Source organism: Mesorhizobium sp. M0306 (genome assembly GCF_040321655.1).
Classification (GTDB): Bacteria; Pseudomonadota; Alphaproteobacteria; order Rhizobiales; family Rhizobiaceae; genus Mesorhizobium.
In genome coordinates this window covers 230966-253772 of the sequence record NZ_JAMYRY010000005.1, presented here as the reverse complement: position 1 = coordinate 253772, position 22807 = coordinate 230966, and the positions used below count along the sequence as shown (strand labels likewise).

The 22807-nt window shown below is 61.5% G+C and carries 19 protein-coding genes; 14 read left to right on the top strand and 5 right to left on the bottom strand.

Annotated elements, in window-relative coordinates; all coding sequences use genetic code 11:
* Position 1: 1 nt before the first annotated feature.
* From NKI95_RS11340 to NKI95_RS11315, 6 genes are all read left to right on the top strand, one after another.
* Complete coding sequence (locus NKI95_RS11340) at positions 2-1333, top strand: hypothetical protein (protein ID WP_352716709.1); 1332 nt, start codon at positions 2-4, stop codon at positions 1331-1333.
* Complete coding sequence (locus NKI95_RS11335; protein ID WP_352716707.1) at positions 1330-3375, top strand: hypothetical protein; 2046 nt, start codon at positions 1330-1332, stop codon at positions 3373-3375. The genes NKI95_RS11340 and NKI95_RS11335 overlap by 4 nt, the downstream gene beginning before the upstream one ends.
* A gap of 19 nt (positions 3376-3394) precedes the next feature.
* Positions 3395-5515, top strand: coding sequence for an RICIN domain-containing protein (locus NKI95_RS11330; protein ID WP_352716706.1), 2121 nt, complete (start codon positions 3395-3397; stop codon positions 5513-5515).
* A gap of 66 nt (positions 5516-5581) precedes the next feature.
* A complete protein-coding gene (locus NKI95_RS11325; RefSeq protein WP_352716704.1) occupies positions 5582-8416 on the top strand; it encodes a leucine-rich repeat domain-containing protein in 2835 nt (944 codons plus the stop codon).
* Between the two features lie 25 nt (positions 8417-8441).
* Positions 8442-14903 (top strand): RHS repeat-associated core domain-containing protein, encoded by a 6462-nt coding sequence (locus NKI95_RS11320; RefSeq protein WP_352716702.1) that lies wholly within the window; start codon positions 8442-8444, stop codon positions 14901-14903.
* A 32-nt stretch (positions 14904-14935) separates the two neighbouring features.
* Positions 14936-15586 (top strand): hypothetical protein, encoded by a 651-nt coding sequence (locus tag NKI95_RS11315; protein WP_352716701.1) that lies wholly within the window; start codon positions 14936-14938, stop codon positions 15584-15586.
* A gap of 502 nt (positions 15587-16088) precedes the next feature.
* Here NKI95_RS11315 and NKI95_RS11310 read toward each other — a convergent pair.
* Positions 16089-16445 (bottom strand): hypothetical protein, encoded by a 357-nt coding sequence (locus NKI95_RS11310; protein WP_352716699.1) that lies wholly within the window; start codon positions 16443-16445, stop codon positions 16089-16091.
* On the opposite strand from NKI95_RS11310, the gene NKI95_RS11305 reads away from it, so the two are divergent.
* The 4 genes from NKI95_RS11305 to NKI95_RS11290 all read left to right on the top strand — a co-directional run bounded on the left by NKI95_RS11305 (position 16445) and on the right by NKI95_RS11290 (position 18205).
* Positions 16445-16654: a hypothetical protein gene (locus tag NKI95_RS11305; RefSeq protein ID WP_352716698.1), complete on the top strand. Its 210-nt coding sequence runs from the start codon at positions 16445-16447 to the stop codon at positions 16652-16654. The two genes, NKI95_RS11310 and NKI95_RS11305, sit on opposite strands and share 1 nt — an antisense overlap.
* A gap of 172 nt (positions 16655-16826) precedes the next feature.
* Positions 16827-17162, top strand: a complete 336-nt coding sequence (locus tag NKI95_RS11300) for a hypothetical protein (RefSeq protein ID WP_352716696.1) — start codon at positions 16827-16829, stop codon at positions 17160-17162.
* An 88-nt stretch (positions 17163-17250) separates the two neighbouring features.
* Positions 17251-17541 carry a hypothetical protein gene (locus NKI95_RS11295; RefSeq protein WP_352716779.1) on the top strand — a complete coding sequence of 97 codons (291 nt, stop codon included), beginning with the start codon at positions 17251-17253 and terminating at the stop codon, positions 17539-17541.
* A gap of 346 nt (positions 17542-17887) precedes the next feature.
* Positions 17888-18205, top strand: coding sequence for a DUF7674 family protein (locus tag NKI95_RS11290; RefSeq protein ID WP_502909147.1), 318 nt, complete (start codon positions 17888-17890; stop codon positions 18203-18205).
* Between the two features lie 57 nt (positions 18206-18262).
* Here NKI95_RS11290 and NKI95_RS11285 read toward each other — a convergent pair whose 3' ends face one another.
* On the bottom strand, positions 18263-18412 hold the full coding sequence (locus NKI95_RS11285; protein WP_352716694.1) for a hypothetical protein: 150 nt from the start codon (positions 18410-18412) through the stop codon (positions 18263-18265).
* Between the two features lie 141 nt (positions 18413-18553).
* Here NKI95_RS11285 and NKI95_RS11280 point away from each other — a divergent pair, with 141 nt between their 5' ends.
* From NKI95_RS11280 to NKI95_RS11270, 3 genes are all read left to right on the top strand, one after another.
* On the top strand, positions 18554-18742 hold the full coding sequence (locus NKI95_RS11280) for a type II toxin-antitoxin system HicA family toxin (protein WP_352716693.1): 189 nt from the start codon (positions 18554-18556) through the stop codon (positions 18740-18742).
* A 4-nt stretch (positions 18743-18746) separates the two neighbouring features.
* Positions 18747-19148, top strand: coding sequence for a type II toxin-antitoxin system HicB family antitoxin (locus NKI95_RS11275; RefSeq protein ID WP_352716692.1), 402 nt, complete (start codon positions 18747-18749; stop codon positions 19146-19148).
* Between the two features lie 193 nt (positions 19149-19341).
* Positions 19342-19659, top strand: a complete 318-nt coding sequence (locus tag NKI95_RS11270) for a YMGG-like glycine zipper-containing protein (RefSeq protein ID WP_352716690.1) — start codon at positions 19342-19344, stop codon at positions 19657-19659.
* Between the two features lie 476 nt (positions 19660-20135).
* Here NKI95_RS11270 and NKI95_RS11265 read toward each other — a convergent pair whose 3' ends face one another.
* The 3 genes from NKI95_RS11265 to NKI95_RS11255 all read right to left on the bottom strand — a co-directional run bounded on the left by NKI95_RS11265 (position 20136) and on the right by NKI95_RS11255 (position 22025).
* Positions 20136-20381, bottom strand: a complete 246-nt coding sequence (locus NKI95_RS11265) for a hypothetical protein (RefSeq protein ID WP_352716688.1) — start codon at positions 20379-20381, stop codon at positions 20136-20138.
* 209 nt (positions 20382-20590) lie between these two features.
* Positions 20591-20767 (bottom strand): hypothetical protein, encoded by a 177-nt coding sequence (locus tag NKI95_RS11260; RefSeq protein WP_352716686.1) that lies wholly within the window; start codon positions 20765-20767, stop codon positions 20591-20593.
* Positions 20768-20858: 91 nt separating this feature from the next.
* Complete coding sequence (locus NKI95_RS11255; RefSeq protein WP_352716684.1) at positions 20859-22025, bottom strand: acyltransferase family protein; 1167 nt, start codon at positions 22023-22025, stop codon at positions 20859-20861.
* 441 nt (positions 22026-22466) lie between these two features.
* Between NKI95_RS11255 and NKI95_RS11250 the strand changes: the two genes are divergently transcribed.
* A complete protein-coding gene (locus NKI95_RS11250; RefSeq protein WP_352716682.1) occupies positions 22467-22766 on the top strand; it encodes a HigA family addiction module antitoxin in 300 nt (99 codons plus the stop codon).
* Positions 22767-22807 lie beyond the last annotated feature (41 nt).

Sequence of the window (22807 nt, the reverse complement as noted above, 5' to 3'; positions counted from 1 at the left end):
CATGGTCGCCACAGCAGCGCTCGGTCTGGCGCTTTGCGCGACGGGAGCGGCTGCGCGCGACCTGTTTGTCGACAATCTCGCCGGCTATACGATCGAATCGCGCGTTCTCGACGCTCCCAACTGCGAGGGGCCGGCCATTTCGGACGGCACGCTGAAGACCTTCGAGCAAGGCCTCTGCGTCTTCCACCGCCCGGCCCGCAGCCCCGACGACAGCCAACGCGCTGCCAATCTGATGCGCGAGGCGCAGACACGCGGACTGCCGCCTGTGCACCAGCAGCTCGCAGCTCTGATTTCAGGCTTGGCCAACTGTGCCGAGGCGACGCGTCATCTCGACGCCTACCGCGCTTCGGGCAACCAGAGCCGGATGGAACAGACGCTGTTCTGCCGCGACCGGCGGCACAGCCAGGCTGACTTGAATGCGATCGAATGGAACCATGCGCTGTTCGAGTATGCCGACCGACTCGGTTCGAACCGAACGCTCGACCAGAGGCTGGCCGAGATGAGCACCTGCCAGGCCGGCCCCTTGAGCGCCGATTTCGACGCCCAGTGCGGCCTGATCTCCAATCTGTCCGACACCGAGATCGATGCCTTCTCCGACGGGGCGGCCGGCAAGGTGATCGAGAGCTACTTCGCCAGCGTTGAGAGCCCGATCACGGCGATGTTTTCCCGCAAGCTGAAGCGCGCCGAGGGCCTGATGCAGAGTTCGCGCGCCGGCATCGACGACATCAAGGCCGGTGCCGATGCAGTGAACAAGGAGTATGCCGCGCTGAACCAGGTCTACGAGGCGGCGCGCGACACCAAGATGGGGCCGATCTACAGCGCCTACCGCGAGGCGATCCTCAGGGCGACCTCGATCCTTGACGAGTTCGACCGCTGGAAGGGCGGGCTGTTCATAACCTCGGAAAACATCAACCTGATGCCGAAGATCACCGAACGGTCGGGTGAGATCACGGGCGAGAAGACCCGCGTCGAAGGCCTCGCCTTCGAAGCCAAGGCGGGCGCGCTGGTCGCAGACATCAAGCGCATCATCAATGCCGACGTCGAGAACCGCGCCACTGTCGCCGCGCTCTGCCGTATCTACTTCTGCGAACTGACCAATCGCCGCGCGATGGCCGACGTCATCCGCACCTGCCGTCGGCCGGCGCTGGCCAACAATCCGCTCTGCGTCGGCCAGAACGGGCAGATCACCAGCGGAAATCTTACGGTCGACTTCCAGGGGCCGCACTCGATCTCGGTCAAGGAGTTGTGCCAGTCGGCCGGCCTCGATCCGTTGATCACCGAGGTCAACATGGATCCCGTCCGCGCAGCAAGCTGCCTGAGCGAATTGCGATGAGACAGGCGCCCGCCTTGCTCGCCCTGTTTCTCGCGGGCGCTTCGGTGGCCAGCGCCGAGCCGCAGCTTGCCGCTTTCGTGACCGACCAGAATAAGGACGTCTATATCGCGCTTTTCGAGGGCAAGGCGGTGGAACTCGCCGGCTGCGCCAGCCCAGGCCAGGCGAAGCGGCTACTGCACCTGCCCGACACCGCCACGGTCTCGCAGACGACGCTCGCCAAGGTTCAAGCTGAAAACGGCTTTGGGGCGCAGCCGCGGCTGCCATGCCTTGGCACCGCATTCGACATCGACTGGCCGGCGACAACCGCGATCTGGGCCGATGTCGAGGCATCGGGCAATTATTATCTCCCCTCCCCCTCGGGCAGCGGCTATTTTGCCGTGCCCACCGCCTGCGCGGAGATCAAGGCGGCGCTCGCCATCCGCGAGCGACTGCAACTGCCGGGGGTGCTCCAGGGCTTCGTCACGCCGCCCAGCGTTGGGACACCGTTCGTACTCGATTGCGGGCGCGGCGATCTCGTCGGCCCGTTGGACCTAGCAGTGCCGAGCGTCGCCCGCTGGAGCCTGCACCGGTTTGAAACCTTCCTCAGCGCCGACAGCATCGGCGACACGGTCTATGTCGTGCGCTACACGCCGCCCGGCGAAGGCGCGCAGCCCTCCTACCTGCCCATTGTGCGCCTCGACGGCAGGGCGACGCGCGACATCATCGTCGATGCGGCTGCGGCGGAAGCGGTAGAGAAGAAATTGCGAGCATTCTTCGGAATCGCCGAGGCCGAGGCCGTAACCCTGCTCGGCGCCGACGCGGTGTCCGCGCTTCGTTCGGCGCCCTTCGTCGACCTGTGTCTGTCGAATTGCGACGGCTATCAGCGCGAGCACGCGGCCTTCGCGCAGCCGGGCATCGACCTCGGCCTGTCGCCGCTGCCAGCCGGCCCGTCCATCAGCTCGCTTGACCCCCTCGGCAATGCGCGGCTGGACTGGACCTTCGCGGAAGGGCGAAGCCTGTCCTTCACGGGCTGCCCGCTTCTCACCTCGGCGCTCGGCCTGTCTGCCCCCGGCATTGGCGACTGGATGGGCGAGACCGATCGCGCGCTGACAGCCGCTCCGCCGCCGGCTACCGGTTTCGATTGTCGCGGCTCGGCCAGCGATACGTGTGTTCGCCGCATTAATGATGGCGGCACGCTGACGCTGACGCAATTCTCCGCCGAGGGCGATTGCGCCGGGCGGGTCAATCTCAGGCTCGAACTGCCTGCAGCGGTCCAGGTGCCGCAGACACTGGTCCTGAAGGGATTGCAGTTCCAGACGGTGCACATGGCGCCTGCCCCCGGCGTCGCCCGCACGCGGCTCGTCGGCAACGCCAACCGCGTGCCGGCCGGAACCTCATCATGCATCCTGTCCGCGACTGGCGTCATTATCGTCGCGGATGGATTGCCGCGGCTCGAGCTCGAGCGGATCGATCTAGCACGGGCAGCCGATCAAACGACCGACGAGGTCGTCGCCGTGATCGCGCAGAACGGCACTGTCGCGCTCGACAATGTGACGATCGGCACCGTGGCGGACGGATTGTCGCCGGTGGCGCGTGGCGTGTCTCTGTGCCTGGCCGATCTTTACGCGCGCGGCCTCAGGGTGGAAGCAGACATGCTGGCGATCCAAGGCGTAAGGGCACGGCTGCTGATCTCGGCCCAGGCGCCCGCCCGGTCCACTATTGTCCGCGCGCGCTTCGGCGCGGTGCTCACCTCCGAGAGCCTGATGCGGGTGGACTTTACCGATGTCGCCGCCGCCAATCCGCTGGTTCTGCGCGGGGCGATCGTGGCGGGCCGCTCGGATAGCTTCGCGGCGACGGCCACTGGCCTTGCGATCGGCTCCGCCATCCAGCTCGAGCGCGGTTCGTCGGCGAATTTCACCACCTCGACGGTATCCGGCTTCCGCTGCGCGGTCAGTTTCGCAGACAGCGGCTCAAGCGCCAGTTTCCTGCTGCCGGGCAACGACATCGCACGCGACAATACGAGCCGGGCTTGCGGGCCAGGCCGCTTCAGCCTGGTCGAATAGAGCGGAAAGGAGAAACCAGATGAACCGCATCGCTTGCTCGCTGCTCCTTCTGCTGACGCTGCTCCTGGCGGTCGATGCCGGTCCGGCCCGCGCCGAGGAGCCGAAGGTCGTCCTGTTGGAGGACCCGACGCTGAATGCCAGCCGCTTGCACTATCCCCTGCTCATCTCCGAAGGACGCGGCTATCGCATCCGCTGCAACGACCAGGCTGACGAAGAGGCGGTGATCCGTGGACTGGGCTTCGCCACCGTTCCGTCGCAAGTGCTGACCGCCGTCGACAATGCGGTCATCGCGGCCGACCCCGCCGCCAATCCGCTGTTGTGTCCGTCCGACGAGAACTACCCGATCAAGATCTTTGCGCACGACGGCGGCAGTGGGGTCGTCTACTACCTGCAGTTCCCGACCGATTTCGGGTCAACATCCTTCTCCGACCAACTCTATATTCCCGGCTGCGCCCCCCTAGTCGCGGAACTGAAACTCAATCTCAATCAGGCGATTGACGCCGATCCCACCGCATTCTTCGCCGGAAAGGTTCATACCATTGCATGCGTCGCCGGCGCGCCACTTGTCGGCCGGCCGACGACCTTTGCCAGCTGGTGCTTCAAGGATGACCTTGATCCCGCCCAGCAGACGACGGTCGAGGAGCTGCTTGCCCTGACACCCGGCGGTGCCTCTGCGCTGGGCAATCCGGCCGCGTGCGCAAGCGCGCAGGATTTTCTCGCGTCTAGCACGACGCTCGACCTCGCCGGGCGACGGCTGACCAACCTTGAGCCGCTGGCGACACTCACCCATCTGACGAGCCTGACCTTGTCCGGCAATGAAATTGCCGACACGCGCGATCTCGAAAAGCTCACCGAGCTGACGTTCCTCGATCTGTCGCGAAACAGGATCAGCAACATCAACGTGGCGGCCGTGATGAAGAAGCTGGCCGACGCCGACCTCAGTTCCAACCAGATCGCCGACCTGCGACCGCTCGCCTCGGCGCGGGCTTTGATGCGGCTGGTTCTGGCCAACAACAAGATCACGGACGTGTCGCCGCTGCGCTTTCTGCAAGAACTCACGGTGCTCGACCTGTCGAAGAACCGGATCGCGGATGCGCGCGCCTTGACGGGCTTGACCAAACTTACCGCTCTGAACCTGCGCGCCAACCGCCTGGCCACGGTGCAGTCCGTCAGCGCCATCCTGCCATTCAACCCTTCCCTGGACGGCAATCCGGTCTGCATCAGTCGACCGGAGCATTCAACCGTCGCCTCCGGCAAGATTTTCGAAGCCTGCATCACGGCAATCAAGGAGGCCGACGTGGTGCTGGCAAACATGCAGACCGGCAAATGCCTGGCCGTTGCCGAGGGGCGCCTCGACAACAACGCGCCGGCCGTACAGTTCAACTGCGACGGCGACCAGTGGCGCCGCTGGAAGCTGGTCGAGACGGACGACGGTTTTCAGCTGCAGAACGTGCGGTCCGGAAAATGCCTGACCATTGCCGGCGGGATCAGCACGGACAACAATATCCCGGCCCTCCAATTCAACTGCGATCGGGACCCGTCGCGACGCTGGAAGCTGACCGCGACCGGCGACGGCTTTCAGGCTGAAAACGTGCAGACGAAAAAATGCCTGACGATTGCCGGCGGGGTGAGCCCCGACGACGACATCCCTGCCCTCCAGTTCAACTGCGACCGCGATCCGGCACGGTTCTGGAGTATACGGGCGGCCGACCCCGAGGTCGTGCTGGTGAACCGGCAAACCGAAAAGTGCCTGTCGGTCGCGCAAGGAAGAACCGACAATAACGCGCCGACGGTGCAATTCGAATGCGACAATAGTCAATGGCAGCGCTGGAGGCTGGTCGAAACAGGCGACGGCTTCCAGGTGGCGAACGTCCAGACAGGCAAGTGCCTGACGATTGCCGGCGGAGTCAGCACCGAAAACAATATCCCGGCCCTGCAGTTCAACTGTGACGGCGATCCTTCACGCCGCTGGAATCTAATCGAGACGCGCGACGGAGTTCAGGCGGAGAACGTCCAGACAGGCAAGTGCCTGACGATTGCCGGCGGGATTAGCAACTTGAACAACATCCCGGCCCTTCAGTTCGCCTGCGATCGCGATCCGTCGAGCTATTGGACCGTCAAGGCGGCGGACGCGAGGTAGCGTCGCTAATGGTTCGGGCTGATTGACCTGCATCGATCAGCCTGGAGCCTCGAAAGGAGAAGCCAGATGAAACGCATCGCCCGATCGCTGCTCCTCGGTCTGGTCCTGCTCGTGACCGCCGGCGCCGGCCTGACCCGCGCGGACGAACCGAAGGTTGTGTTGTTCGAGGATCCGTCTCTGGAGGCGAACCGACTGCACTATCCGCTGCTTATCTCCGACGGGCGCGGTTATCGCATCCGTTGCAAGGACCAGGCTGACGAGGAAGCAGTGATTCGCGGACTTGGCTTCGCGACGGTTCCCTCGGAGGTGCTAACCGCCGTCGACAGCGCGATCGTCGCCGCGGATCCCGCTGCCAACCCGCTGCTGTGCCCGTCGGGCGAGACATATCCGATCAAGGTGTTCGCGCACGATAATGGCAGCGGCCTCGTCTATTACCTGCAATTCCCCTCCGATTTCGGCGCGACGACATTTTCCGACCGGATCTACATTCCCAGCTGCGCGCCGCTGGTCACCGAGCTGAAGCTGAAGCTCGACCAGGCTCTGAACGCGGATCCCACGCCGTTCTTCGTCGGCAAGATCCACACCATCGCGTGCCTCTCCGGCGCGCCGCTGGTCGATAAGCCGACGACCTTCGCGAAATGGTGCGTCAAGGGCGACCGCACGCCGGCTGAAACGGCAACCGTGATGGCGGTGCTCGATTCAACGCCCGGCGGGGTCTCTGCGCTCGGCAACCCGGCCGCCTGCGCCACCGCCCAGACCTTCTTGGAATCGATCGCGACGCTGAACTTGAACGGCAAGGGCGTGCAATCGCTCGAGCCGATTACAGTGCTGACGAACCTCACCAGCCTGTCGATCGCCAACAATTCGATCGCCGAGCCCGCTCCGCTGGCCAAGCTCAAGACGCTGACCTTCCTCGACATTTCCGGCAATCACATCAGCAACATCAACGCGCTGGCGCCACTGACCGCGCTGACCCGGGCCGATCTCTCCGACAACGACATCACCGACATCCGCGCGCTGTCAGCGCTGGCGTTACTTACGAACCTTACACTCGACAACAACAAGATCGCCAGCCTTGAGCCGCTGCAATTCCTGCAGGCGCTCTCGATACTTTCCATTGGCAACAATGGACTCACAGGTGACGTGCTCGAACCGCTCAGCGCGCTCGGCGGGCTGACCAGCCTCAACCTTGCCAACAACAAGATCGATACCTTCGCCAATCTCGGAAGCTTCCCCTCGACGCTAGCCATCAACCTCAGCGGCAACCCAATCGTAGCGGGCGGCGGGCAGAGCTTCGTTGACCTTTGCGTGCTGCACCGCGACGCCGCGACCCCGCTTGGGCAGACCATTCGCGCCATGGTCGAATTGGAGGGCGGCGGAACATGTTCGGCGGTCGGCAACAAGCTGCTGGCGACCACGGCGCTCGACCTGTCGTCCAAGATCGTCAGCGACCTGCGTCCGCTCGCCACCTTGCCGCAACTCACCTCGCTCAACCTCTCGAGCAATGACATCACCGACGTCGCGCCGCTCGCCGGCCTGACCAATCTCGGCATACTCAACCTGTCAAAGAATTCGATCGCTAATGTCAGGCCGCTGGCGGCGCTGTCGGGCCTGATCAATCTCGATCTTTCAGACAATCCTGTGCAAGCGACTGATTTCCTGTCGGCATGCCTGATGCGCAACCAGACCGACTTTCTGACCCCCGCGCAAGCCGCAGAAGTGAACGCGCTGTTGTCCATCTCAGGCAAGACTGTCTGCGGCAGAGCCTATGACGATCTCAGCTCACGCCAGTTCGCCGATGCGAAGAACCGTGGGTTGACCAGCGTCTCGCTCTTCCAGGTGATGGGCAATCTGACCTCCATCGACCTGTCCGACAACCAGCTGTCCGACGTCTCGGCGCTGTCGGCAGTACCGGGGCTGACAAAACTTTGGATTCGCAACAACCAGATCCCCTCGATTCAAGGGGTATTGCAACTGCGCCGCCTTGAACAACTGAACGTCGACGGCAATCCACTGTCGAACCTGATCGGCATCGGGCTGCTCAACAAGCTCACCAAGCTCTATTTCTCGAACACCCAGGTGCAATCCGTTATGCCGTTGGCGGACCTGCCGTTGCTCGACGACGCCGGAATGCGCAACCTGCCGCTGCAGTACGCCAGCTTCGCTGAATACTGCATCGTCTACCGGTTCGATTCGATCGCGCTCGGCGACTCGCGCGGCTTCATGGCGGCACTCGACAGCCGCATGCAGGCCGACCACATCGACAGCACCGATTGCAGCGCAGCGCAGAACTGGGCGCAGTCACTGACCAGCCTGACGCTGAACAAGAAGTCGATCATCGCCGTCAACCCTGTGGTCTATTTCCGGGCGCTGGGCGAACTCAACCTGTTCGACAACCTGATCACCGACGCGTCGCCGATCGCATCGCTGACGGGACTTCAGAAGCTGAACCTCGCCACCAACCGGCTGTCGGCCATCCCGCGCTTCGGCTCGAGCGGGCTCAAATACATCTACATGAATAACAACCAGATCACCAATGTCGGCAATCTGTCGAGCATGCCAGCGTTGTCGGATGTCGATCTGCGCAACAACCGCGTTTTCAATGCGCTGCCGCTCGGCACGCTTCCGGCGCTGTCGGTCGTCGATCTGAGGGGTAACCGGGTTGAGAATTTCGCTCAGGTCCATCCGGTGATCGGAAAGTCCTATCTCGGCAACAACCCGATCTGCTCGTTCCCGCAGCCGCTCCTCCAGCAAGTCGCCGAAGCCTGCAAGCGCGAGCCGTTGCGTATCTTCGATGGAAACATTCACTTGCAAGACGCGATCGCCGTCCAGCCCTCGGTCATCTGTCCACGCCCGAATTGCTTGCAACTCATCATCGTGAGCCCGCACATTCATCAGTAATGCCTGCATCCGGAGAGGTAGTCCCATGTTCGCAAAGACCTTTGCCACTCTCGCAGCCCTGACCGCCGGCGCCGCAGTACTCGGCTCCCCGGCCCGCGCCGAAGACAAATCGGCGACGTCAGTCGTGCAATTGCCCGCGGCGGGCGGCACCGTCTCGCAAGAGGAAGGCAGCTTCTCGCTGAACAACAACACGGGATCCGCGAACTTCACCTTGCCGCTGCCCACCTTGCCGACGCGCGGCCAGTTCGGGCCGCAGATGAGCCTCACCTACAGCCAGTTCGCGGGCGATACCGGCAACGGGCTCGGCATCGGCTGGCAGTTCAACACCCAGGCGATCGCCGTCAATGACGATCTCGGCACGGCCTTGCCCGGCACCAAGCCGGGCGGCGATTTCTTCTCCCGCCTGTCATACATGGGCGCTCGGCTCGTCTTTCTCGGAAACCAGAACGGCGTCTGGGAGTACAAGCCCGAATACGCCGAGGATTTCGTCAAGATCCTCTACCACACTGGCGCGTTCGACGTCGTTTCGCTCGACCTGACAGGCGGCCTGCACACCGATACCATCCCCTCAGGCTTCGAGGTGATTAATGCCAACGGAACGCGGCTGATCTTCAGCGGCGATCCGTCCGTGGCGGAGGGCAATTTCGATATAGCCGCCCCCTACGTGACGAAATGGCCGCTGGTTCTGCAGCTCAACGCCAACCGCGAAGCCGTCCGCTACGACTACCAGCGTTTCGGTGGACGCAGCTATCTTACAAAGGCCAGCTTCGCCGGCGGCCAGAGCAGCTATCAGTTCGACTTGATCGAGACACAATCGACGCTCGTCAGCCACACCAATGGCAGCAGACAGGAAAACGCCCGGCTCTACGGCAAGATGACAGCCAAGTTTAAGGACACCGTCTACGGCCAATGGTGCATGGGATATGTCGGCCGTGATACCAGTGACACGTCGAAGTTCATCGTCCGGGCGCATCCGGACTGCCTGGCGAAGGCTCAGGCCGACCTGACACCGCTTATCGATACCCAGTCGGTCAATGTGCTCGACCAGCTGCGCGTGCTTTATCGCTATGGCGACACTGGCGGCGAGGCGCTGGCGCAATCGACGCTGAAGTTCCCGGATATCCATTTCGGCTATTCGTCGTGGACAAGCGCCGAGCTGGCGTCGCGCCCCGTCGTGTTCGAAGCGCCAAAGATGGCGTTCGCTGGCGACATCCCCCCGAACAATTTCGAGTTGGCCGACCTCAATATGGATGCGCTGGTCGACATCGTGCAGAGCAAGGATGATGGCGCGACCGTGCATCTTGGCAGCGGCGACCTGAACAGCGCCTTCGGCGACACGACCCAGCTCATCCTGTCGCGTCCGACCGAGGCTGGACTGATGCGCCAGATCGCGCCACGGCTCACCGACAACCGCTTCGCTTTTGCCGACATCCTTGGTGACAGCTTCGTCGACATCGTCGAAATCGAAGATGGGTTGATGCACGTCTATGATGGCAAGGCCGACGGGACTTTCCCCTATCTCGGCCGCTCGATCCCGCTACTCGGCGTCTCGCCGACGACATTCGCGGGCGGCAATGGTCGCTTCGCCGACGTCAATATGGACAGCCTGTCTGACATCGTCACGACGCGCCTCAACGCTGATGGCCGCACCGAATGGCGGATATTCCTCAATCTCACACGGCGCCAGGCCGATGGCGGTTACAGCGTCAACTTCGGCACGCTGACCAAGGCGTTCCCATTCAACAGCCAGGACGGCCAGATACTCGGCCGCAACAATGTGCGGATGGTCGACATCAATGGCGACCGGCTGCCCGATCTCGTCGTCATCCGCCCAGCCGACCAGGGCTTCTGCCTCTACGAGAACCAGGGCAACGCCTTCTCGACGGACTCGAATGCGTTGCTGTTCGGAGATGCCGCGATCAGCGATCCGGCCTGCGGTCACGGCACCTTCTCGAAGATTGGCGGCATGCTGCCCGGCGATAGCCTCGCCACGATGTGGTACATCGACGCCAATGGGGACGGCATCATCGATTTCGCGTCTATGGGCGAGCGCACCGACCAGATGCGCATCTGGCTCGGCTTTGGCGACGGCACCTACCTGAAAGATCCGCTCAGCATCACACTCAATCTGCGGGTTCAACTCGGCACGTCGACGCAGACCTTCGGTTCGCGCGTCGCCGACATCGACGGCGACGGTCAGACCGAAATCATCGTGTTCCAGAAGCCGTCCGGCGATGAGGTGAAGCCCGTCGTCGTCATTGACTTCAACCGCACCGACACGATGCAGCTCGTCAAGGCCAACCTGCTCACGGTCGTCGACTTTGATTCTGGCCGGCGGCACGACATTCGCTATGCGACCTCGATCGACGAGATGCTGCGCGACCGCGCCAACGGCCAGCCGACGCGCAACCTGCACTTCCCTGTTGTCGTCGCCAAGCAGCTCGTCACGTCGCAGGGAATACCGGGCCAGGCTCGCGACCAGGTGCAGACGGACGAATATTTCTACCACAACCCATTCTACGACGTGATCAATCGCCGTTTCATCGGCTTCTCGGATGTCGAGAAGGTCGCCTACGGCGACGAGAACGCGGCCGGCCAGCGTGTCACGCAGCGTTCAAGTCTCGATCGCGAACAATATTACACCTTCGCCGAAACGGCGGCTGACCTGAATCTCGCCGGCAAACTGAAGATCCGCAAGACCTATGAAGTGAAGCCCGAGGCGACACTCGTTGCGAGCGCGGAGACAACCGAGACGCTTGATCCGTCGGCGGCGGCGCTGCACTCGCTGTCGACTGCCACGCGCAGCCAGAAGCTGCCGACGACCGGCATGATGCTCAAATGCGAGGCTTCGATTTGGGAAGCCCACCCGAACGGCGACGGCTCGTCGTACCTCAGGAAAGTCAAGGAAACTCTAACCGAGTCCGCCGGCGAGGCCGAACAGCAGGAACCGGCGGATCCCGAATGCAAGGATCCGGTTAAAACCCAGACCTACACGGATTTCGACGAATTCAATATGCCCGCCTCGGAAACGGTGCAGGTTCGCGATATCCCGGGACCCGCGGGTTTGACTGTCCAGGGCTTTAGCCGCACCACCCAGACCGGGTATGCGCAATCGCGGGCCGATCTCGCCGCGCTCAGCATTGTCAACGCCGCATCCGAGCGCCGTATCCTTACCGGAACGCGACTGCTCAGCCGTGAAAGCTTCACCTATCTAGCCGACGCGGGCGGTCGCATGGGCACCCGCACGCTCGAAGTCTTTTCAGGCCTCAGCAGCTTGCCGGCGTCGCTCGAGCAGTTCCGCAACGCCACCCGCACGCTCACCAAGAGCATGGCCTATGACGTCTTCGGCAACACCACGGCGCTGTCGGACGACCTAGGGCAGACAGAGGCCGTTCTCTACGAGGAGACCGGCACCCTGCCGCTGAGTCACACCAAAATGGCGGGTGGTGCGTCCGAGCTCAACCAGGTCACGTCTATGACCTACGACGGACCACGGGCCGGAGCTGTGCGGACAATGACGACTCCCCTCGGCATGGTCGTCACCAACGACTATGACGCGCTCGGCCGCAGGATCCACGAGGAGGCAGCCGACGGTGCGGAGAAATTCTACAGCTACAAGATCGGCGAGAGCGGCCTGCCCTCACTGATCCTGACATCGAAGCGCCGCTACAAGAGTGCAACTGAAACGCCGGAAGGCGAAAGCGAGTTCATAGCCGAACTGGCGGCTTATAATGCGCGCGGGAACCAGGTCGCCGATCTGGAAAGCGTTGCCGAGGGGGGCGTGCGGGTCCGCAACTTCGCGCTTTACAATCGTAACGAGAAATTGGTGTTCCGCTGGACCCCATTCGTCGTCAGGAGCTTCGGCGGTGTCGACGACCTGAACCTGCAGAAGGTCTTCGACCTCGGCGACGTTCCGCGCCCGGATCACGAAATCGGCAACGCATATACATACGACGCGGCAGGCCGCATGGTGCGCGAGTCCTACCCGTCGGGCAAGCTTTCCGAGATGACCTTCGGACCTTGGGGAACGCACACAATCACGACCTATGCCGATCAGTTCGACGGTACGGTGCGGAGCGAGGAATATTCGCTCAGCAACGAGAACGGAGTGACCGGCTTCATCGCCGCCAACGGCGACGGCGTAATGCACATCTCCCGCTTCGTGCGCGATTCCTTCGGCTACTTGAGCGAGATTTGGCTGCCGGGCGAAACCGCTGCTCGACGGCTAGTCTACAATTCGGTCGGCGACATCGAATTCCAGTCGATTCCCGGAATGGGCGACCGGTACGCCTTTTACGACGCGCGCGGGCGGCAATCAGCGATCGCGCGCGTCGGCACGAACGGCGAAGCTTCCGTGCAGACGTCCACCTACGACTTCCTCAACCGCAAGCTCACTGAGGTTGACGATGGTGTCCTCCATCTTGAATACCGCTACGACCGGGGCGTCGACATCGCCTCTGCGGACGGGTTCGAACTGCCGATCGCATTACCGCTCGATAAAATAACCGAGGTCATAATCCACGATCCCAATGGCCTGTTCGACGCCGTCGAACGCTACGCCTACAATGCCAATGGCCGTATGACGGCCAACGAGGTGGAGATCAACCACGCAAAATATGTCGATCGCTTCCATCACACGCTCGATGGCCGGATTGACTCATCGATCGGCCCACGCGGCCTCGCGTCGAAATTCGCGCTTGGACCGGACAAGAACCTCCGCTCCGTGACGGTATCCCATCCAGACTTCGCCGGCCCGCAGAAAGTGATCGAGAACATCACCTACAATCCGGAAGGACGCATCGAGCGCGTCGACTACCGGCTCGGCGCCTTCACGCAGATGACCTACGATCCGACGACGCTGTTCCTGACGCATATTGTCTCGCAAGCGGGAGGCGTTCCGCTGCAGGACCTGGCGATGGCGTTCAATTCGAACGGCTCGATCACACAGATCGTCGATGCGCTGGGCAGTGGTGCCGGCGGCGCGACCCACGTCGATCGCTCCGGCAGCTTTCACTACGACTTCAAGAACGAGCTCGTGAGCATCGATCGCTACGGCAAGCATGCCGAATTCGGCTATTCGCCGGCCGGCACCTTCGCCCGCAATGACGAGCTCGATCCCGGAGCAGGGATTGTCCCGGCGGCAGCCAGCGCGACCGGCCTCATTCCGGCCGGCAGCGCGTCGAAGCCATACGGTTTCGACGGCTTCGGTCAGCTGGCGACGTCGCCGAACCTTACCGGCACTGTCTTCGACATCAACGGCAGGCTCATCCGAGCGCAGACCGCAACGAACGACGTCTTTTACGGCTACGACCAGACCGGTCGGCGCCTATACAAGAAGGTCGCCACTCCGGACGGATCGAAGCCTGACCAGCTTTATCTCTATCCGGTGGAGACATTCGAGGTCGGCCCAAAGGGCGAGGAGAGCTATGTCAACATTGCCTCGACCAAGTTGGTGCGGCTCGAGCACGGTACCGGCAAATGGTTTTATTACCTCAAGGACCATATTGAGAGCAGCGACTATGTGATCGCCTCGGGCGGCACCCCGGTGGAGCAGATGCTCTATCGGGCATACGGAACCGAGCACAAGCCGGAGGTGCTGGCTCCTGCCTGGGCCGATCACTTGACGGATGTTTCGGGCGAGTTGCCGCGCGAAAAGACGCACCATCGGTTCACCGGCAAATATCTCGACGACGATACCGGGCTCTACTACTTCGGTGCCCGCTACTACGATCCGGCCCTTGGCCGCTTCGTCTCACCCGACCCGCTCTATGTCGGCGATCCTGAACGCTGCACCGGCAACCCAACCTCATGCAATCTCTTCGCTTATGCCAACAACAATCCGATGGCCTATATCGACCCGACAGGCCTAAAGGAGATCGTGGCCGGCGATGCCGCCTACCGGCGGCAGGTTGAGGAGGACATCCAGCGTACCGACCCGACTGCCCGAGTCGACAGCAAGACCGGCGAGGTTTCGCAAAGCTGGCTCCACGGCGCCTGGCTCGACGTCAAGGACTTCTTCGTGCCCGGTACCGGAATGGATACAGGGCGCGAACTCACCAAAAGGATTGTCGACAGCCCGGAAACAGTGACGATCCAGAACGTCGCCGGCCGTACGGGAACCGATCTCGCCGATCCCACGAAGAACCCGATGACGACACCGGGAGGGGCGATCATCTCTTACGATCCGGCCGCGGCCCGTATCCGCACGTCGAGCGAGTTCGACAAGTCGACCGGCACGGTCGCGAAAAACCCGGCCGACCCTGGCATCGTGCTTGCCCATGAGCAGATCCACGCCTCCCACATCCAGGCGGGGCAGATCTCCGGCATGGGGCCAGCCACCTATAACGGGCTGGATGGAAAGCCGCATACCTCTATGGACGAGGAAGCGCGGACCGTCGGTGTCGGCGGAACGCCGCGGCCTGACGACATAACAGAGAACCAATTGCGCGACATGCTCGGCATCAAGCCGCGCAACCACTACAACTGATTCGCGGCAACGTAGAAGGACGGAGGCATGACATGCGAAACTTCCCTCTCCTTACGGCGGCCCTGGCCGGGCTGGCGATGCTCGCCACCGCGGGGGCGCTCGCCCAATCCATGAACCCGCAGATGAAGGAGCCGCAAGCGATTCCGCTCGATTTCCTGACCTGGATCGATCGCGACTCAGACTGGCTGCAGAAGCAAATTGCAGCACTTGGCGGAACTGGAAAGCTCACCATCAATGGCGGCATTCTGGAGACGACAGACCTTGATACCTTGAGGGCAGCCAATCGCATCCGTGCCTTTGCCTACCTCGCCACCAAGGGCCTGAGGCCTCCCTATTTCGATCTGACGATCGCTGCGGGTGATGCGACAGCGCGGTGCGTCACACAATTCCCCCGCAGCATAGCGCCAGGCATCGGTCCCATGGATTTCGCAAGGAAGAGTTTCCCGGCTGACGCTGCCGACCAAACCGAACTGAAATCCTGCACCGTCGCGGGTAAGGGGGGAGACTATGCAGGGCTTGACCGGGCGAGCTTTCGAGATCGCTACTTCGACGCCTCCGGCACATTGAAGCCGGAATTCCAGGACCTCGGCTCCGATCCCGCGTTCAAAGCCAAGGCCATCGATGAGGGCTTCTTCCTGACGACGGAGGACTATAGCGGCCAGTTGCAGCTGGACCTGCGGTAGACAGCTACGAGGTAGCAGCAACAGCCGCGAGCGAATGAGGCTGGCCCAGACGCTCGTGGCCTGCTGCCTGAGTCAGGCACCGCATCGCATGGCTCGGCAATCTGCGCACTCTACTGTCTAACAGATCACTAAAATGGCGAGCTGGAGGTGCCGCTCGTGGCATCGCGACTTAGTGCGAATCGTCGCAACATGGCGCTTCTGGCCACAATCGACGATGAGCAGCATGTTGGCCTTGGCGCGTCCAAGCTGTCCATCGGCCCCGCTGTGGTCATATCCGCGTGGAATATTCCTCCGGGAGTGGTAGAAGACCAAGGTTCGGCACGCGGTAGTCAGGCTCCTTCTCCGCGACAGCGGCCAGCACCCCGTGCAATTTGTCGAGTAGCCCACAAAGTTGCCAAAACAACGGGCCGTTTGCTTTCAGGTTGAGTTGCGCAGAAAGCAGCGCGTCGCGGCGGCTTAGTGCCTCCCTTATGATCTCCTCAGCGTGCCGAGCAACAGTCTGTCATACCGGCTTTTTCGTCTGCCCATGCGGCTCTCCTTGGCTGTAAGCACCCGCCCCACCGCCGTCAAAATAGGAATCTATTCCTCGTCGAGTCAATTCGCTCTTGACATTTTTGTTCCGTTTTTGTTCACTTCGCAAAGAGAAGGTTTGGAGCAATGGCCGTGGACCACATTGTGAGCTGGACAGCAAGAAGCTGCGCTGCAGGCGATCGCCGACAAATTCATCGCCCAGCACAAGGGCGACGCGGTGAAGGCGCTCAAGGAAATGATCGTCCTCAATGGCTATCTCTAAGACCGTCTTGACGAACTCTACGAAACTCTCGGCTCCGCGTCGGGCAAACAGTAGGAGGAACGACAATGGGCATTATTCGCCTGGACGCTGAAGCGAAAGCCGAACTCCATTCTGAAGCGGTCAAACTCATCGCCCAATACGACAGCCCGCTTGAGACCGTAAAGGCGCTCATGGCGTATAACTGCGAGCTTGAGACTAAAATTCTGGCCCTCGCTCACCGGCACCCTGGACTCGTGGCGTTCGGTTACGACGACACGCCGCCAATCTTGGGATGAGCCATGAAGGTTGGGACCATGCGGCCCGATGGCTATGGTGATGACGGCGAGCGACTCAGGTTCTTCGAGATGCACATGAACCCGGATGATTCGCGACAAATAGGCCAACCTCGGCCGAGCCAGCCGGTGACGATAGCTCGCTTGTTCGCAGCATGATGGGGTCGAGTTGACGATGCAGGATCTTATCAGCTTTTTGGAAACTAACTCCGCGCTGATGCTGGCCAACCCGGCCGCCTTTGCCAGTTTTGCCGTTCTTTTCGGAGGAGGCGGATTTGCGGTCGGCCGCTATTTGTTGACCGAGCGTCTCGCAAATCTGGAAAGTCGCATTTCCAGGCGTGACGAGGAAATCGCGGAGTTAAAAACCAGGAAAGTACAGGATGACGAACCGTCGATGGTGCCCATAGTCGGCACTGCTGCAATAGGCCCAATCAGCCGAAGCGACCCTGTAGCTCTGGCCATCAGACGAGCCCGACGCACCGGCCCGGCAACCGCAAATGAAGGACGATGAGCGTACTGAAGGCCAGCCATCCTCTCCAAAAAGCGCCGAAAACCGAGCAGCAGGGCGAAGGCCGGATGCCATACACCGAGTGATACCAATGACACGCCGATCTGTTGCTGAAGATCTCGAAAGCGCAGCTCAGCGCATAGCCGACATGTCTCGCGCGGATTTGCAGATCCTCCTGCGTCGCGCTGCTTTGATGCTCCGAAACGTCGATGGCGTGCCGCTGGAGTCCGCGACCGCAGATGCACTCGATTCCATAGCAGCTGAGATGAAAATCGGCAGGCCAGATCTTATTCAGATCATTTTGCGAGAATGGCTGGAAACGAATGCCTATTTGCCGGTTCGGGCGATCGACGAGGAAAGCGAGACGGACGGGAGCGCGTAACTACCCTCAGCTAACGTCGACGTCCGATCGCTGACCGATTTTCCGTGTCTTTCGAAGTGTCCTGTTCAAAGCGACCGAGAAGTCGAACGCGCAAGCTCTCACCCTGCTGCCGTTCCAGTCCACATAGGAGGCGAAAACGCGATCGAGCCTGTCAGGCTTGGTCCAGCCATTGGTTCAGCGAGGTTGCGATTGCCTTCGGAAAGACCGTCAAACCAGCTTTTGGCGACAGGGGCGGACCCGTTGTCTCAGTTGGCCGGTGGCGGCGCAAGGTGCCCGCTGGTGGCACGCTGCCGCGCGAAAAGAGGCAGCATGACCGGAGAGAACGAGGCCGCAGATCTCACCTTCGATGGCTCGAACATGTTCGAGCCGCCATTCCGTGGGCAGCGGGACCCGTTCCCAGGACGAGTGGTGCGATGGGCCGGAAGAACCGCCGTGTCTCGCCGTGTCGAAGCTAGCACTCCACCTGATCCACAATCTCGAGGTCGGAGAGACAGATCGCTTCAGCGACATTTTCGATCTCGTCGAGCGCTGGAACGTCGAAGGCAATCGCCACGTGAGGGAAGCCGCGACGGGTTGCTCGAAGATCTGCAGAACGCGAGCCTGCATCGCAGCACACCCCGACGATCTCAGGCCATGGCTGCGGCCTCAGTCGGCTATCTGGTGAATGAAACTCTACGCCATTCTGGTCCGACAGAACGCCATTGGTCTAAGCCAAGCGGCCTCAGGCACTGTCGCCCCAGTTCCCCCAGAGTAGTGTAACCGGCACCGGCTCATTGAAGGAGAAGACGGTTCGGTAGGCGCCGCCCTGCCCGATCGTCCTGGCGGTAAGCCCCGCCTGGCGGGGCACGGCCGGCTTCTCTGGCGGCGGCACGCGAAAGCGTCCGGGGAAGACCTCGGGTCATCTGGTTTCTCCATTTTTGAGGAATTTGAGGAAGGTTCAACTGGACCGCGGCATGTAATCTGCGGCAAATCTCATGGACATTTGGGTCAGCTGTGTGTATATATACACAACATGAAGAGCGCCGATGTCATTCACAGGCTGTTGGCGGATGGCTGGTACGAGGTGGCTCGAAAAGGAAGTCACGCCCAGTTCAAGCACAAAGCCAAATCGGGCCGAGTGACAGTACCGCACCCTAAGCGAGACATCCCGATCGGCACTCTCAAAAGTATTGAAAAACAATCCGGCGTGAAGCTGAGGTAGAGAAATGCGCAACTACATCGGATTGATCCACAAGCAAGCGGACAGCGACTTCGGCGTCTCCTTTCCCGATTTTCCGGGCCTGGTGACGGCTGGCGTCAGCCTGGATGATGCCCGCGCTATGGCCGAGGAAGCACTGGCCTTTCATGTCGAGGGGTTGATCGAGGATGGCGAAGCCATTCCCGAGCCGTCCTCCCTCGAGGAAGTGATGTCGGACAGGGACAATCTGAGCGGTGTCGCCATTCTGGTTCCCTTGAAGGCCGAAGCGGCGAAGGTCGTGCGTGTCAATGTCACCATTCCGGAAGATGTCCTCGACCAGATCGACCAATATGCGGTGCGCCACGGCTACAGCCGATCGGGATTTCTGACCGCTGCGGCAAAAAAGGTGATGCAGATCGAGGCAGCGTAGCGCCTCGAAAGTCGACTTGGGATGAAGCTCTGTGGTCTTGTTCGGTTACATTTCTTTCCGAACCGGAGTTGTCAGACAAAAACAACCATGTCTCATTTCGTGAGGCACGGTGCCTATGTTCCGCCGCAAATGCGACCGTACTTGGCAAATCAGCCTGCGTATTAGTTCATAAACTTCAAGGGAGTATCAGACGATGACCATGTCCAGAGCCATTGCCGCCATGTTCGTAACCGCCGCGCTGGCAGGCTGCGCGCAGACCGAAGCACAGCAGAGAACCAGCACCGGTGCGCTGCTCGGCGCCGGCGCCGGCGCGCTTGCCGGCCAGGCGATCGGCGGCAACACCAAGAGCACGGTCATCGGTGCCGGAGCCGGCGCCTTGCTGGGCGCCGTCGTCGGCAACGCCACCACGCCGCAGCCGCGCAGCGAACAGCTTTGCCGCTATCAGGACCGCACCAGCGGCCGCATCTACACCGCGCCCTGCGACGAGCGCTATTACAACGGCGATTATTGACCGTTAACGCTTCTCCCCCGTCACAATTTTGGGGAGAGCGCCCCACCGGGGGTGAGGGGAGGCGCGGTTCTGAAATGCTGGCACCGCCCTCACCTGCTTGTCGGCAGATCTCTCTCTGATCGAGGCTCTCGATTGGGGCCTCGTCGAGCACGGCGAGCGCCATATTGGCGATGTCGAGCGGGGTGATGGCCATGGCTCAGGCCTCCGGCTGTGTGGTTGGTCGGGGAAAACGGGGCATGGTGCCTCCACGGCAAAAAGCCGCTTCAATGCGGCTGGGGATTTCTTGTGATTTTGGGTTGGGCAGAACGTTGCACGTCTCGTGCTCGGGGGCCGTCACGACGCCAACCGCCCGTCAGGAAATGGCGTGGCAGATGCTTCGTCAGCCGTCTTTTTCCCATTCGAGCAAGGAAGACGGCAATGCTTCGGCAGTTTCAGGACACCGCCGCGCAACGCGGCGATGTCTTGCTTGGATTGTGTCAGCCGATGCGTGCGCTGGTCGAGATCCCTGTTTCGGCTGACTTGGCAAAGACGCTTGCTTTCACCCTTCCGGCACCTCCCGCCATAGCCAAGCCCTTTTCCAGGGCATCCTGAAGAGCTGGTGTGTAGTAGGCGGTGTTTTCCAGGCCGCTGAAGAAGTTTATGCGATGAACTTCCCCCTTCTTGCTCATGACAATGCCCGCTTTTCGGAGCACTTCCTGAACTGTTTTGTACTTCACGTTCATAGTTACCTCCCCTGCCGAGACAGTCAGCATCGCCCTTTCTTGTAACTGTTTGGTGCCGCCGATTGGCCAAAGGGCAACATGAATGTTGTAGCGAACCCCAAAATTCACATCACTCTGATGCAGCGCAGCGGGTGAACTTGGGATTCCCCACAGTGGCCGACCTGGCGTCCCGAAAGAGTGGGACGTCTGACGCCCGCCCCTTCGCCCGATCACGCCTCGGTCGTCTTCAGCGCGATGAACGTAATGCGCTTGAGGCTCGAGGGCGTGCGGTCCCAGTTTGCCGCCAGTGCCAGCTCGGCATCGGTGGCGAATTCGCCGAACCCAACGATCGGGACGCGCGGTTCAGCGAAATGCTGGTGGCGGCGCTCGCCATCAAGATGGCGCATCCGTTGACTTACAAGGCCAGTATGATTGACGTCGCCCGCAGCCCCAATGACAGGGCGCTGGTGCAGCTCGAAACCCCCGTCTGGCGGCTGGTCATGGGCCGGGCTTGACCGCCTCGAGCGCCGGGGTCCGCCCAAAGCGCTGCATGACGAAACGGCCCATCTTCTGGCCGGGCACTTCGATCAGCGTGTAGGTGATCCAGGACAGCAGGCACACCACCGGCAAGACGACGGCAACAACGATCGCAAACCGCACCGGCGCCGACAATTCGTGGCCGAACCGGGTGATGACCAGAGCCGCCACCGGCTGGAGAACCAGCAGATGGATCAGATAGATGCTGAAGGAAAGCTCACCCATCAAATGAAAGAACCTGTTGGCGAGCGTCATGGCGATCTTTCTGGCCACGATGCCCATCATTCCCGGCAGCATCCGGTAGAGAACCAGGGCAAAGAAACCCACGACGAGCGCTTCGCGCATCAAAAACTTGCCAAGCCCGTAGCCGCCGCCGAAGGGCAGCGCGGCCAGAGCCATGGCCAATGCCAGATATGCGAAGGGCCGCTTCTGCCTTTGATGGACGACGCCCGCCAGCAGCATCCCGCACAGGAAAATCTGCATCTTCAGCGGCAGGAACGACGGCATCGGAAAATGCACCGATAATTGTCCCATCAAGAACACGATCGCGCTGCCGATCGCGGCGACAAGGATGGCGCTCCATATCCAGTCAAGCCTGCGCACCAGCAGCATGACCGCCGGGAAGAGTCCGTAGAACTGCATCTCCAGCCCCAGGCTCCAGTCGGGCAGCGGCGTGCGATAGGCGAAATTCGGCACCAGGCCGAACAGGAACAGCAGATGGGCGCCGATATTCTTCAGGCCGCTGTCGAGATAACGCTCGGGCGCCTGCGGCGACCGCAGCAGGAACTCGTCGATGACCATCCTCGACTGGTAGAGATAGGGGCCAAGCGCCAGGGCAGCGAACAGCATGACATAGAACAGCGGCGCTATCCTGAAATAGCGGCGGGTCCAGAATTTCAGCCAGGTTTCCGGCCTTTGCCAGGGCTCCTTGTCCTGGCGCAGCTGGTAGTGGAACACCATCAGGAAGCCGGACAGCATGATGAAGAGATCGACGCCGAGATCCGGTTCGCCGAGGATGGGAATCTGCCAGCCGGTCAACAGCAGGCAGTGCCCAATCAGCACCCAGATCGCGGCGAGCGCCCGAAGCCCGTCCAGGCACTCGATGCGCGATGACCGGCCTTCCGTCATGCCGAACTCCTCGATGGCCATGTTGCAATGCAGCATGGCGGCTGAGGGAGGAATGTCAACCGCGTGGAAGGAACACGATCTGCGCTCGGCTGTTACGGAAAAACGTTCAAGGCCATGATTTGCATGCGGTTGACTGCCATCATCTATAATGACGATTAGGTTCGGTCACAGAACCAATGATCGGAGCTGCACTCGAACGACGTGCCGGGCCAAGCGTCATCGGACGTTGAGCCGGACACCAATTGCCCCGCTGAAAGGCAATCGTGCCGGTCAGCATTCGATCCGCATCAATGATCAATACCCTGTCTCTTTCGGTGGGTAGACGGGGGCGGCAGAGGATGTAGCAATCACCGACTATCACTAAGCATATTGCGACTGTCGATGCCCTTGCCAAACAATCTAGACAAAACCAACCTATCGCTCACTGCCAGGAGCTTAACAATGTTGAACCTTGACATTCCGATCCATCCGGGAGAAATCCTTCGCGAGGAATATCTCGCACCGCTTGGCCTGAAGCCCTATACGCTGGCGAAGAAGCTGCATGTACCGCGCACCCGCATTGAGCGCTTGACGCACGAGGCGACCCCGATCATTCCGGATACCGCACTGCGCCTGGCCAAGTTCTTCGGCACCACGCCGCAGTTCTGGATGAACATGCAGGCCAGCTATGACCTCGCCGTCCAAGGCCGAGCGAAGCAAGCCGAGATTGCTGAGATCGAACAGCTCAAAGTCGCGGGCTGAACAGTTTTGCGGTCACGGCACCCGACTGGAGACGAAGCGGC